The sequence below is a fragment of the Rhodococcus sp. A14 genome (assembly GCF_011603105.1).
GTDB classification, from domain to species: Bacteria; Actinomycetota; Actinomycetes; order Mycobacteriales; family Mycobacteriaceae; genus Rhodococcus_F; species Rhodococcus_F opacus.
Genome location: NZ_JAAOQS010000052.1, coordinates 1 through 12,512, shown reverse-complemented (window position 1 = coordinate 12,512; position 12,512 = coordinate 1). Strand labels below are relative to the sequence as shown.

Here is a 12,512-nt window from a genome sequence, read left to right as displayed (position 1 = left end):
CGATTTGGTACTGGGGTGGGGCTATGCGCTACAGTTTCTCTCGCATCGCCGGGAACGGCGAAGCACAGCAGAATAATCCCCTGTAGCTCAATTGGCAGAGCTTCCGACTGTTAATCGGACGGTTGCTGGTTCGAGTCCAGCCGGGGGAGCATCGAAACCCCGTCCGGTTGATCCGGGCGGGGTTTTCTGCTGCGCCCGGCCAATTCGGATCGGTGCGCCCTCCCGGACGAGTACATTCCCGCTGTATCGGCAGCAATCGACCGCGGGGTGTGCGATGAGCGAGGACGGCGGCGAAACCGAGCGGACAGGGTCGATCGGGCGCTTCGGCCCGCGCGATGCCCCGCGGTGGCTGCTGCCCTCGATTCTCTACGTTCTGCTGGCCGTCGCCGCCTACCAGTTGTCGGGATGGCTGTTCGTCAACCTGCGCGGATTCCTGGAATTGCTGTTCCTCGCGTGGTTGTTCAGTATCACCCTCGAACCGGTCGTCGACTGGCTCGAGCGCCGGGGGTTGCGGCGCGGCGCCGCCACCGGGCTGGTGCTGTTCGCGCTGTTCGTCTTCGCGATCGGCTTCCTGGCACTGTTCGGGACCCTGCTCGCCCAGCAACTCGCCCAGCTCCTCAAGGCCCTGCCTGGCGCTCTGTCCTCGGTCACCGACTGGTCCAATCGCGTGTTCGACACCGACTTCGCGACCGGTGAGGACCTCATCCACCTCACGCCCGAAACCATCCGAGATCTCGCCGAGCGATTCACGCCGGGAGTTCTGGGCGTCTTGTCCTCGCTGCTCGGCGTCGTGTTCCAGATGCTGACGCTGCTGCTGTTCGTCTTCTACATGTCCGCGCAGGGGCCGGCGCTTCGCCGCACGATCTCGAGCTGGTTTCCGGCGCGGCAACAGCGAGTCATCTCGGTGGTCTGGGAGATCTCGGTCGAGAAGGCCGGCGGCTACGTGGTGTCGCGGCTGATCCTCGCTGCGGTGAGTTCGGTCGCCACGGGCGTCTTCCTCGTGGCGATCGGCGTGCCCTACTGGCTGCCGCTGGCGCTGTGGACCGGCATCGTCTCGCAGTTCGTCCCCACCCTGGGCACCTACCTCGCGATCGCGCTCCCCGCGATCATCGCGGCGGCATCCCAGCCGATGGACGGGGTGTGGGTGATCGTGTTCGGGACCGTCTACCAGCAGATCGAGAACTATGTGCTGCACCCGCGCATCACGTCCGCGACAGTCTCGATCCACCCCGCGGTCGCGTTCGGATCGGTGATCGTGGGCGCCTCACTGTTCGGCCCGGTCGGCGCCCTGGTGTCGGTGCCGGTGGTCGCCGCGATCGAGGCCCTCGTCGAAACGTACGGGCGACGGTACGAACTCGTCGCAGACGCACCGGCGCCGGTCACCTCAGTCGAACAACGCAAACACGCGGGCGACGAAGAAGGCCGCGACCGCGAGGACGAGTAGCCCGACCACGATGAACGCGAGGATCGGCACCGTCCGGCCCGGCATCGGCTGCGGATGCGACAACCCCGAGGTCTGGCCGGCATCCGGTGGCGTGTCACCCGGCCGGACGCTGCCGCCCTCGTCGAGCGCCGGTGCATCTTCCGGTTCCGGTCCTGGTCGTTCGACGCTCATACTCTGCTCCCATCTCGTGGTCCTCCGCAGTGCGGATCACACCCGCGTACCCCGGGAGACGCGTTCGCACACACGGTGACGAGGCAGCGTCCACGTCGGGGCACCGATGTGGTCCGCCGACCACGAAAAGTCCTGTCACGGCGGGCTTCGTCCCGGCTACGCGCCCACGGCGGGCGCACGGTAACATCGGCACGCCGCGATCGCGAGAACTGCGGCGATGGGGCGGTAGCTCAGTCGGTTAGAGCCGTGGACTCATAATCCATTGGTCGCGGGTTCGAGCCCCGCCCGCCCCACCGTCTTCCGCGGATCCCCGATGGTCGAACGCCCGCTCCGTCGTTGTTCTCCGTGCCGGAGCGGGGCAGACTGAATGGCATCCGAGGAGGCCATCGTGGACCTGCAGATCGTGGCGATCGACAAGCCCGACGACATGAACGTGATCGTCGGACAGTCCCACTTCATCAAGACCGTCGAGGACGTGCACGAGGCGCTGGCGGGAGTGAGCCCCCACCTCCGGTTCGGTATCGCGTTCTGCGAAGCCTCGGGGCCTCGCCTCGTTCGCTGTTCCGGCAACGACGACCGTCTCGTCGAGTTGGCCACCCGCAACGCTGTTGCCGTCGGCGCGGGACACTCGTTCTTCGTGTTCCTGGAGGACGGCTACCCGGTGAACGTCCTGAACACGCTGAAGCAGGTGCCGGAGGTGTGCGGCATCTTCTGCGCCACCGCCAACCCCGTCGAAATCATCGTGGCCGAGACGGAACTCGGCCGGGGCATCGCCGGCGTGATCGACGGGCGCTCACCCGCCGGTGTCGAGACCGACGCCGACGTCGCCGACCGCAAGGCGTTGCTCCGGACGATCGGTTACAAGCTCTGAGCGAGCGGAACTCGGACTACACCAGCGGATCGACGCGTTCCCAGGCAACGGGGAGTTGCACGTCGACACCCTCGGACCGGCCCTTCTCGGTGAGGAACCGCAGGGACCGCCGGAAGTTGTCGGCGAAGCGGGGGAGCGGCGTCAGCGGCCTGTCGAGTGGCTTCCAGAAGTTGTCCCAATGGATCGGGATCACGCGGCGTGCGCCGGTCCGGGTCACGAGTGCGTCCCAGTAGTCGCGGCGGAACTGGTCGGATTGCTTGCCGAGTGTGCCGATGCCGAGATAGACGGTGTCGGCGTCGTATCCGTCGAGCGCACCGGGCACGAAGTTCGCGCTGGCGTGGACGAGGACGCGGCCGTCGGGGTGCGCGAAGTGGAACGAGAAGCAGTCGCCCTGCGCGTATTCGCCGATCGATGCCGGCGGGTGCACCGCGTGTTCGATCGTGCCCGGGAACTTCGCCCGGGGGCTGTGCTCGGCGGGCAGCGCCGTCACCTCGTATGCGCCGTATCTCAGGGGAGTTCGCACCTGGATCGTTCGGAACCGGTCCATCGCGAACCCATAACCTTCGGCGATGTGACGCGTCGACGGCGAACCGACGAGCTCCGCACCGGTGCGCTGCGCCACCGTCGGGGAGTCCATCGCGTGGTCGTAGTGCGAGTGCGCGACGAGGACGGCGGCGAGGCGGTCGGTTCGGGTTCGCGTGAGGGCGCGGTCGACGGCGGCACCGTCGGGGCGCAGCGGACGGAGTACCGATCGCAGGAGCGGCGGTCTGGAGAAGAACCCGTCGGTCATCAGCGATGTCTCGCCGTCGGACAACAGGATCGTGGAAACACCGAGGAAGGTGGCGTGCATGCTCGCGACCGTACCGGTGGGCGGCACTCGCACGTCGGGATCTGTGGTCGCTCTACGATGACGGCCATGGCGATCACTCCCGACACGAAGAACTGGACCTGGGTCCTCGACCGGGCGTGTCCCGACTGCGGGTTCGACTCGGCGGCAACCCGGTACGAGGACATTCCGGCGCTGGTCCGGGTGAACGTGGAGGCATGGTCGCCGGTCCTCACCCGCCCCGACGTGACAGTCCGGCCGGACGAGCAGACGTGGTCGGCGCGCGAGTACGCCGCACACGTTCGCGACGTGTTCCGGATCTTCGACGTCCGGCTCCGGCTCATGCTCGACGAGACGGATCCACTGTTCCCGAACTGGGATCAGGACGAGACCGCGGTCGCCGAGCGCTACAACGAGCAGGATCCGGCCGTCGTGGACGCCGAGCTGCGTGCGGCCGGTGCGGCGGCGGCGGACGACTTCGAAGCCGTCGCGCCGGAATTCCGGGTGCGGACCGGGCGGCGGAGTGACGGCGCGTCGTTCACGGTGGAGTCGCTGGCCAAGTATTTCGTCCACGATCCGATCCATCACCTCCACGACGTGTCGGGGTAACAGTTTCGGATTCCCGGACCCGATTCGGTAGAACGTGTTCCAATTCAGCCCGTTTGTGTCTATCGTCACATCAGCAGATGCGCAGACATGAATGAAGGGTTGGGAGTCACATGAAGACCAAGGGTGCGATCCTGTGGGGCCTGAACGAGCCGTGGTCGGTCGAGGAGATCGAGATCGGCGATCCGGTCGCGGGCGAGGTGCAGATTCGCATGGAAGCCGCCGGAATGTGCCACTCCGACCACCACATCGTCACCGGTTCGATGCCGATGGCCTCCTTCCCGGTGATGGGCGGGCACGAAGGGTCCGGCGTCATCACCAAGCTGGGGCCGGAGGTGAAGGACCTCGAAGTCGGCGACCACGTCGTGCTGTCGTTCGTGCCTGCCTGCGGGCGCTGTCCGGCGTGCTCGGCGGGACACCAGAATCTCTGTGACCTCGGGATGGGACTTCTGAGCGGGCTGGCGATCAGCGACGGCACCTTCCGCATCCACGCGCGCGGCGAAAACGTCATCCCCATGTGTCTCCTCGGGACGTTCTCGCCGTACATGGTCGTGCACGAGACGTCGGTCGTGAAGATCGACAAGGACATTCCGTTCGACGTCGCCGCCCTCGTCGGCTGCGGCGTTCCCACCGGGTGGGGTTCGGCCACGCGGATGGCAGAGGTGAAGCCCGGCGAATCCGTCGTCATCATGGGCGTCGGCGGCGTCGGCATGAGCGCACTGCAGGGCGCAGTCGCGTCCGGGGCGCGTCAGATCTTCGCCATCGACCCGGTGCCGTGGAAGCGGGAACAGGCGCTGAAGTTCGGGGCCACCCACGCGTTCGAGAGTGCCGCGGCCGCAATCGAGCCGATCATCGCGCTCACCAACGGGTTGATGGCACAGAAGACGATCATCACGGTCGGGGAGATGCACGGCGAATACGTCGAGGAAGCACTGTTGCTCACCAGCAAGTTCGGCACGTGCGTCGTCACGGCCATGGGCGCGATGACCGACATGGACGTCAAGCTGAACCTGTTCCTCTTCTCGATGCTGCAGAAGGACCTGAAGGGCACCATCTTCGGCGGCGGAAACGCCCGGGTCGAGATCCCCAACCTGCTGGCCATGTACAAGTCGGGGCAGCTGAACCTCGACGACATGATCACCCGCACCTACACCCTCGAAGGTGTCAACGACGGGTATCAGGACATGCTCGACGGCAAGAACATTCGCGGCGTCATCCGGTACACCGAAGCCGACTGGTGACGGCTCGCCGCAGCCGACCGCGGGCCGCTCTCGTAGGCTGACCGGGTGCAGAGTCTCGATCAGATTGCCCGATGGCCCGTGGACAACGCTGCGGCGGTGGTCCTGTCGCGCGACGAAGGGGTGCTCGGCGAGTACGGCGACCAGCAGCGCGTCTTCCCCCTGGCCTCGGTGACCAAACTGCTCTGCGCGTACGCAGTCCTGGTGGCCACCGAGGAGGGGGCCGTCGAACTCGACCAGCCCGCAGGTCCGGAGGGCTCGACCGTGCGTCACCTGCTGGCGCACGCGTCGGGTCTCGCGTTCGACGCGAATCGTGTGCAGACGGCACCGGAGCGTAAGCGGATCTACTCGAGCGCCGGCTACGAGGTGCTCGCCGACTTCCTCACCGCCGAGACGTCGATCGATTTCGCCGACTACGTCGCGGAATCCGTCTTCGCCCCGCTCTCGATGGGCGGGTCCGCTCTCGTCGGGCCCGCCGGCCACGGCGCGCAGGCGTCGGCGGGCGATCTCGGCCGGTTCGCTGCGGAACTGTTCCGCCCGGCCCTCATTTCGCCTCAGACGTTCACGGACGCCACATCCGTGCAGTTTCCCGGCCTGGACGGAATCCTGCCCGGATACGGCTCACAGCGGCCCAACGACTGGGGTCTGGGGTTCGAGATCCGTTCGGGCAAGAGCCCGCATTGGACGGGCACCGGTAACTCGCCGCAGACGTTCGGCCACTTCGGGCAGTCCGGCACCTTCCTGTGGGTCGATCCCGCCGCCGGACTGGCGTGCGTCGCGTTGACGGACCGGGATTTCGGCGACTGGGCCAAGCCCCTGTGGACCGAGCTGAGCGACGGTATCCTCGCGGAACGCAGAGGACGATGACACACCGATTGCTCGAATCACTGGCGCAACACAGGCATCACAAGGCACACTGGTCAACCGAGCGTGCTGCACACACCGACTGAGGCCGTTGGGGAAGACGTCCCTCGTCGAAGCAGGAGGCTCGAGTGCGCGCATTGAATCAGTTCGCGGACGCGACGGCTGGTGTTGTCTACATCCACTCGTCGCCCGCCGCGTTGTGCCCCCATATCGAATGGGCGTTGACCGCGACCCTCGACTGCCGAGCCAACCTGAAATGGACCTCGCAGCCGGCCTCCAACGGCGTTCTGCGCGCGACCACCAGCTGGGTAGGGCCTGTGGGCACCGCCTCGCGCCTGGTCAACGCACTCCGCGCCTGGCCGATGCTGCGGTTCGAGGTCACCGAGGACGCCAGTGAGGGCGTGGACGGTGAACGGTACAGTCACGTGCCCGGCATGGGTCTGTGGCACGGGTCCACCAGCGCGAACGGCGATGTCGTCGTGGGGGAGATGCGCCTGCGGGCACTGATGCAAGCGGGGGGCGACATCGCCGCCGAACTGGAGTACGCACTCGGAACCGCCTGGGACGAGGCTCTCGAGCCGTTCCGCAGCGGCGGAGAAGGCGCCGAGGTCACCTGGCTGCGCCGGGACGTCGGCTGACACCCCGCTCACGAACGCGAAAAGGCCCCCGCCACAACACCGGCGGGGGCCTTCTCTCGACCAGAGCTCAGATCACAGCGGGATGTTCTTGTGGTCGCCGCGGCAGGCGGGAGCGGCGGCGAGGGCTGCGGTGATGACACTGCGCGTCTTGGCGGGATCGATCTCCTCGTCCACCACCCCGATCGCGACGGCACGGTCGACGCCCCCGGCGATGCTCTCGTGTTCGACGGCCAGACGCTCGTGCAGGGCCTCGCGCTCTTCTTCCGGCGCTGCGGCCAGGGCGCGCTTGTGCAGGATGCCGACGGCGGCCTTGGCGCCCATGACAGCGACCTCGGCATCGGGCCATGCGTAGACGGCGGTGGCGCCGAGCGCGCGGGAGTTCATGGCGATGTAGGCGCCGCCGTAGATCTTGCGGGTCACGACGGTCACGCGGGGGACGGTGGCTTCGGCGAACGCGTGGAGGAGCTTGGCCCCGCGGCGTACGACGCCTTCCCATTCCATGCTCACTCCGGGGAGGTATCCGGGAACGTCCACGATCACCACGAGCGGGATGCCGAATGCGTTGCACAGCCGGACGAAACGAGCTGACTTCTCGGCACTCTCCGAGTTCAGGCAGCCACCCAGGCGGAGCGGGTTGTTGGCGATGACACCGACGGTGCGGCCACCGAGGCGGCCGAGACCGGTGACGATGCTGCGGGCGTAATTGCCCTGCAGTTCCTCGAAACTCGACTCGCCCTCGACGTTGTCGAGAAGTTCGTGAACGATCGGACGGACGTCGTAGGCGCGCTTCGCCGACTCGGGCATGAGCGCGCGGAGATCGGTGTCGCCGTGCGCGGCCGCGGCCTGATCGAACTCGCCCTGTTCGCAGAACATCGACACCAGGCGGCGTGCCCGGTGCAGGGCGTCGCCCTCGTCGTGGGCGGCGATGTGCGCTACACCCGACTTCTTCGTGTGCGTGTCGGGACCGCCGAGGGACACCATGTCGACCTGCTCACCGGTGACACTGCGGACCACGTCCGGTCCGGTGACGAAGACGCGGGCCTCCGGCGCCATGATCACGATGTCGGTCAGCGCGGGACCGTACGCCGCACCGCCGGCTGCGAAGCCGAGGACGACGGAAATCTGTGGGACGCGGCCGGACGCGCGGACCATGGCCTCGAAGACCAGTCCGACCGCGTGCAGGGCCTCGACGCCCTCGGCGAGACGCGCGCCACCCGAGTGCCAGAGACCCACGATCGGGGCGTCTTCCTCGAGGGCGGTATCGATCGCCGTCACGATGTGCTTGCAGCCTTCGACGCCCATGGCGCCGCCCATGACGGTGGCATCGGAGCAGTAGGCGATGGTGCGGACACCGTCGATGTTGCCGGACGCGGCCAGAACACCGGACTTGTCCCGCGGATGGAGTGGGACGACTGTCCCGGCGTCGAACAGCTTCTCCAGGCGCGCAAGGGGATCGCGCGGATCGATCGACGCATCGGACTTAGTCGCGGGTGCCAAGATTGTCATCGCGTCCTCCTTGTGGCGGGCCCGGGTGGGCTGTCGATGGGTGGAGACCCCTTCAGAGAAGGGGTCTCCACCCGCGATCTAGCAGGACCGGCTGTCAGGCCCGGCCGAAGGCGAGCGCGACATTGTGCCCACCGAAACCAAACGAGTTGTTGATCGCGAAATCGATCTCGCCGTAACGGGCTTCGCCCTTGACGACATCCAGGTCGATCTCTGGATCCTGATTCTCGAGATTCAGCGTGGGCGGAATGACTCCGTCACGCAGACTCAGGACCGTGAGCACCGCCTCGAGCGCACCGACGGCGCCGATCGAGTGCCCCAACGCGGACTTCGGTGCGTACACCGCAGCATGGTTGCCGACGGCAGCCTTGATGGCGTTCGCCTCTGCCGTGTCACCGATCGGCGTGGCCGTGGCGTGCGCGTTGATGTGCTGGATGTCCGTCTTCGTCAATCCAGCAGTCTCGATCGCCCTCGTCATGGCCCGCGCAGCGCCCGAACCCGAAGGGTCGGGAGCGACGATGTGGAACCCGTCGGAGGTGATTCCCGCGCCCAGCAGACGGGCGTGGATGGTGGCACCGCGAGCCTTGGCGTGCTCCTCGGTTTCGAGGACCATCATCGCTCCGGCCTCACCGAACACGAAGCCGTCACGATCCTTGTCGAACGGCCGCGAAGCCGCCTTCGGATCGTCGTTGCGGGTGCTCAGCGCGCGCATCATCGCGAAGCTCGCGATCGGCACGGCGTCGAGGTATCCCTCCACACCACCGGCGACGATGATGTCCGCGTCACCCATCACCAGCATGCGGTACGCATGGGCGATGGCCTCGGAACCCGAGGAGCAGGCCGACACGGGAGTGATCACTCCGGCGCGGGCCCCGAGCTCGAGTCCGACGGTGGCCGACGGACCGTTGGGCATCACCATCTGGACGGCGAACGGCGACACCTTGCGGTACCCACCGGCCTTCATCTTCTCGACGGCGTCGATCAGAGCTTCGCCGCCGCCCAGTCCGGTGCCGATGACGACGCCGAGGCGATCCTTGTCGACCTCCGGGCTGCCGGCGTTCTCCCAGACCTGACGGCCCAGGACGAGCGCCAGCCGCTCGACGAAGCTCATCCGGCGGATCTCGACCCGGGACAGCGACTCGTCGGGCGACACCTTGAGCTTGCCGCCGATCGTCACCGGAAGGTCGTTCTCCGTGACGAAGGCTTCCCGGATGGTGTCGATGCCGCTCTCGCCGGCCAACAGGCCCTTCCACGTGGCATCCACGTCACCAGCGATCGACGTCGTGGCCGCGAGGCTGGTGACGACGATGTTGGGGAACTGCTTCCCGTTGGTCGAGGCGGAAGTCACGGCTGAGCTCACTCCTCGTCGTTCTTGGCAGCTTCGAGCTTCGCCTTCACGGCCTCCGCGTCGGCGCCACCTTCTGCTTCGAGCTTCTGGATGTAGGACACGGCGTCACCGACGGTGCGCAGTCCGGCGAGATCCTCGTCGGGGATCTTCACGCCGTACTTGTCCTCGGTCTGGACGGCGATCTCAACCATGGAGAGGGAGTCGATGTCGAGGTCGTCGACGAAAGACTTTTCGATGGTCACCTCGGACGGCTCAATACCGGTGACCTCCTCGATGATCTCCGCGAGTCCGGCGATGATGTCTTCCTGGGTGGCGGCCACTGAGTGGCTCCCTTCTGATTCGGTGTAGATGTATCTGGAGTTGTGCAGGCACGTCCCCATCGGCCGCGCCTGCGGGCCCTGCACGCACCGAGGTGCGCGCAGCAAACTAGCCGAGTTCTGTCAGTTCGGCTAGCGCGGAGATATCCCCCGGGGTCTTGAGTGCCAGAGTCGGCGTACCGCGCATTTCACGCTTGGCGATACCGACGAGGGTTCCGGCTGGTGGAAGTTCCGCAATCGCGGAGACCTGAGCGGTCCGCAGGCTTGCGGTGCACAGGTCCCAACGCACAGGTCGGGTTACCTGCGCGGCCAGTTTAGTCAGTGCGTCGGCTCCGGATGCGACCGGTGCGCCGTCGGCGTTGGAGAGCAGAGTGCGGGTGGGTTCACCCGGTGTGATCTTGGACGCAGCCTCGGTGACGGCCTCCTGCGCGGGAGCCATGAACCGGGTGTGGAACGCGCCTGCGACGGGAAGTGCGCGCACCCGCGCCTTCTCCGGCTGGTTGGCCGCGAGTTCCTCGAGCGCCGACAGCAGACCTGCCGCGACGATCTGGCCCGCCGCATTGCGGTTGGCCGGCTCGAGGCCCAGTTCGTCGAGGCGGGCGAGCACCTCGGCCTCGTCGCCCCCGAGGACCGCGGACATGCCGGTCGGTTCGAGTGCGCAGGCCTTGGCCATCTCTGCGCCGCGGACGGCGGCGAGGGCGACGGCATCGTCGGCGGAGAGGACTCCGGCGACGGCGGCTGCGGCGAGTTCACCGACCGAGTGCCCGGCCGCGATGGTGTCCGCGGGAACCAGGCCACGCGCGTCGAGTTCCTCGAAGGCGAGGAGTGCGGCGGCCACGACGAGAGGCTGAGTCACCGACGTGTCGGTGATCTCCTCCGCTGTCGCGGTGGTACCGAGGCGGACGAGGTCGAGGCCGGCAGCCTTCGACCACAGTGCGACACGGTCATGAGAACCCGGCAGCTCCAACCAAGGGATGAGCATGCCGGGAGTCTGAGAGCCCTGACCCGGGGCGAGCAACGAAATCACTCTTCAAGAGAACACCGTCAACGGCGTGCTGCGAGATGTCGTTGCGGATGAACCTTTGTCGGCGGATTTGTTGGGTTCCCACAAAATTGCACGTGGGGTCCTCGCATCGAATCTGGACAGACGTTCGTTACAGCCCTGCTTCTCCGAATGGGAAGGGTGTGACTGGTGTTAAACGTGATATGGGTTCGTTATGGGAATGTGTCAATCGACCCACTGTGGCAGCCACTCTGAGTACATACGCATCCCGTGGATTCGTCGGATCGCGACCGGTGACTTCGGCGATTCTCTTGAGTCGATACCGCACAGTATTTGGATGAACAAACAGCTGCCGGGCACAAGTCTCAACCGCACCTCCACAGTCGAGATATGCGTCCAAAGTGTCGGTGAGAACACCTCCGGCGGCCGCCAGTGGCGCGACCAGATGGTCGTTCAGAGCGGTGACCGCGGCGTTGTCCCCGAGCAGTGCGCGCTCGGGTAGCAACTCGGCGGCGTGGACGGGCCGAGGGGCTCCCCGCCAGCCGGCGACCGCCTGCATCGCGGCGAGCGCCTCGACGGCACTGAAGTGCGCCGCGCCCAGCGTCGGCGTGGTCGGCCCGATGATCACCGGCTCGTCCGAGAACTTGCCGAGCAGGTCGGTCATGAAGCTCGAGTGCCCCGACCCCTCCTGGAGTTCGCCGCTGACGACCATCACGAGCCGCGAACCCTGCACCACGGCGAGGGCGGCGCGGCCGTGTTTCTGCGCGATGGTGTGGACCGTGCCGACCACGGAGACCCGTTCGTCCTCGGGGGGAGTGCCCACGATGACGGTGGCGGGAGCGGTGGCGTCCCAGTTGAGGGTCGCCGCCCGCGACAACATGTCCGAGCCCGTGTCGCCACGGACCACAGCGTCGACCACCAGTGCCTCGAGCCGGGTGTCCCAGGCGCCGCGGGACTCCGCGGCACTCGCGTACACCGAGGCGGCCGCGAAACCCAGTTCGCGACCGTAACGGAGGACGGCCTCGGTGAGGGCGATCAGTTGCTGGTCGTTGCGGGCGAGCGCCGGGAGCCACTGCTCGAAGAACTCCATCGCCACGCGGACCATGTCCACCGTCTGGCTGAGGGTGAGCCTGCGCGCGAGATCCTGCGGAATTACCTGGAACGCGTCCAGGCTGAACCGGATGTCACTGTCCGGATTCTTGAGCCACTCGAGGAAGTTGACGACCGCCGTCTGAACCAGCAACTGCACGTTGGAGCGTTGAGCGGCGTCGAGGTCGTCGAAGAACGGCAGTTGATCCTGCATCGTCGTGACGGCCTCGGTCGAGAGGCGACCGGAGAACTGTTTGACGCGACGCAACAGTGCGTCGGGCAACGGATCCCGGGTTTGTCGTCTGCGGGAGACCAACGGACTCTGCTCGACCATAGTCAAGAACCTACGCCCACCGCCGCCCGTGTTGTCCGACGGACACACGGGCGGCGGTGGGTGAGGATGTCGGCGTTACGCGCTACCGGTATCCGTGTAGGAGACGGCCGCGGCGCGGACGTCGTCGATGCGGTACCGGCTGGCGGCCTCGACGGCCTTGGAGCGGTCGAGGGTGCCTTCGCCGGCGAGGGCGGACAGCACGGCGACGACGATGGATTCGGCGTCGACGTTGAAGTACCGGCGGGCGGCGGGGCGGGTGT

13 protein-coding genes, 2 tRNA genes and 1 pseudogene are annotated in these 12,512 nt (G+C 66.9%); 8 read left to right on the top strand and 8 right to left on the bottom strand.

Annotated elements, in window-relative coordinates; translation table 11 throughout:
• Window positions 1–76: 76 nt before the first annotated feature.
• Together G9373_RS24675 and G9373_RS24670 are read left to right on the top strand one after the other, a co-directional pair.
• Window positions 77–149, top strand: a tRNA-Asn gene (locus tag G9373_RS24675).
• Between the two features lie 125 nt (window positions 150–274).
• Window positions 275–1,444: an AI-2E family transporter gene (locus tag G9373_RS24670; protein WP_054248244.1), complete on the top strand. Its 1,170-nt coding sequence runs from the start codon at window positions 275–277 to the stop codon at window positions 1,442–1,444.
• Here G9373_RS24670 and G9373_RS24665 read toward each other — a convergent pair.
• Window positions 1,385–1,615, bottom strand: coding sequence for a DUF6480 family protein (locus G9373_RS24665; RefSeq protein WP_167117223.1), 231 nt, complete (start codon window positions 1,613–1,615; stop codon window positions 1,385–1,387). The two genes, G9373_RS24670 and G9373_RS24665, sit on opposite strands and share 60 nt — an antisense overlap.
• A gap of 219 nt (window positions 1,616–1,834) precedes the next feature.
• On the opposite strand from G9373_RS24665, the gene G9373_RS24660 reads away from it, so the two are divergent.
• Window positions 1,835–1,908: transfer RNA gene (locus G9373_RS24660), tRNA-Ile, on the top strand.
• A gap of 95 nt (window positions 1,909–2,003) precedes the next feature.
• Window positions 2,004–2,486: an adenosine-specific kinase gene (locus G9373_RS24655; RefSeq protein ID WP_005570862.1), complete on the top strand. Its 483-nt coding sequence runs from the start codon at window positions 2,004–2,006 to the stop codon at window positions 2,484–2,486.
• A 16-nt stretch (window positions 2,487–2,502) separates the two neighbouring features.
• Here G9373_RS24655 and G9373_RS24650 read toward each other — a convergent pair whose 3' ends face one another.
• On the bottom strand, window positions 2,503–3,336 hold the full coding sequence (locus G9373_RS24650) for an MBL fold metallo-hydrolase (protein WP_206032577.1): 834 nt from the start codon (window positions 3,334–3,336) through the stop codon (window positions 2,503–2,505).
• 66 nt (window positions 3,337–3,402) lie between these two features.
• On the opposite strand from G9373_RS24650, the gene G9373_RS24645 reads away from it, so the two are divergent.
• The 4 genes from G9373_RS24645 to G9373_RS24630 all read left to right on the top strand — a co-directional run bounded on the left by G9373_RS24645 (window position 3,403) and on the right by G9373_RS24630 (window position 6,658).
• The gene (locus G9373_RS24645) at window positions 3,403–3,921 is read left to right on the top strand and encodes a DinB family protein (RefSeq protein WP_120660671.1); all 519 of its coding nucleotides are present in this window, start codon (window positions 3,403–3,405) and stop codon (window positions 3,919–3,921) included.
• A gap of 110 nt (window positions 3,922–4,031) precedes the next feature.
• Complete coding sequence (locus G9373_RS24640) at window positions 4,032–5,159, top strand: NDMA-dependent alcohol dehydrogenase (RefSeq protein WP_005247847.1); 1,128 nt, start codon at window positions 4,032–4,034, stop codon at window positions 5,157–5,159.
• Window positions 5,160–5,204: 45 nt separating this feature from the next.
• Window positions 5,205–6,023, top strand: a complete 819-nt coding sequence (locus tag G9373_RS24635) for a serine hydrolase domain-containing protein (protein WP_167117220.1) — start codon at window positions 5,205–5,207, stop codon at window positions 6,021–6,023.
• 125 nt (window positions 6,024–6,148) lie between these two features.
• Window positions 6,149–6,658, top strand: a complete 510-nt coding sequence (locus G9373_RS24630; protein WP_005261205.1) for a DUF3145 domain-containing protein — start codon at window positions 6,149–6,151, stop codon at window positions 6,656–6,658.
• 72 nt (window positions 6,659–6,730) lie between these two features.
• Here the strand turns inward: G9373_RS24630 and G9373_RS24625 are convergent, their stop codons facing one another.
• The 6 genes and pseudogenes from G9373_RS24625 to G9373_RS24600 all read right to left on the bottom strand — a co-directional run.
• Window positions 6,731–8,164 carry a carboxyl transferase domain-containing protein gene (locus G9373_RS24625; protein ID WP_005261204.1) on the bottom strand — a complete coding sequence of 478 codons (1,434 nt, stop codon included), beginning with the start codon at window positions 8,162–8,164 and terminating at the stop codon, window positions 6,731–6,733.
• Window positions 8,165–8,258: 94 nt separating this feature from the next.
• Window positions 8,259–9,509, bottom strand: a complete 1,251-nt coding sequence (locus tag G9373_RS24620) for a KasA/KasB family beta-ketoacyl-ACP synthase (protein ID WP_005247840.1) — start codon at window positions 9,507–9,509, stop codon at window positions 8,259–8,261.
• 8 nt (window positions 9,510–9,517) lie between these two features.
• Window positions 9,518–9,829, bottom strand: a complete 312-nt coding sequence (gene acpM, locus G9373_RS24615) for a meromycolate extension acyl carrier protein AcpM (RefSeq protein ID WP_005247839.1) — start codon at window positions 9,827–9,829, stop codon at window positions 9,518–9,520.
• Between the two features lie 106 nt (window positions 9,830–9,935).
• A complete protein-coding gene (locus G9373_RS24610; RefSeq protein WP_167117217.1) occupies window positions 9,936–10,853 on the bottom strand; it encodes an ACP S-malonyltransferase in 918 nt (305 codons plus the stop codon).
• 127 nt (window positions 10,854–10,980) lie between these two features.
• On the bottom strand, window positions 10,981–12,252 hold the full coding sequence (locus G9373_RS24605; protein ID WP_005261202.1) for a helix-turn-helix domain-containing protein: 1,272 nt from the start codon (window positions 12,250–12,252) through the stop codon (window positions 10,981–10,983).
• A gap of 75 nt (window positions 12,253–12,327) precedes the next feature.
• A pseudogene (locus tag G9373_RS24600) lies at window positions 12,328–12,512 on the bottom strand (2-oxo acid dehydrogenase); the annotation flags it as partial.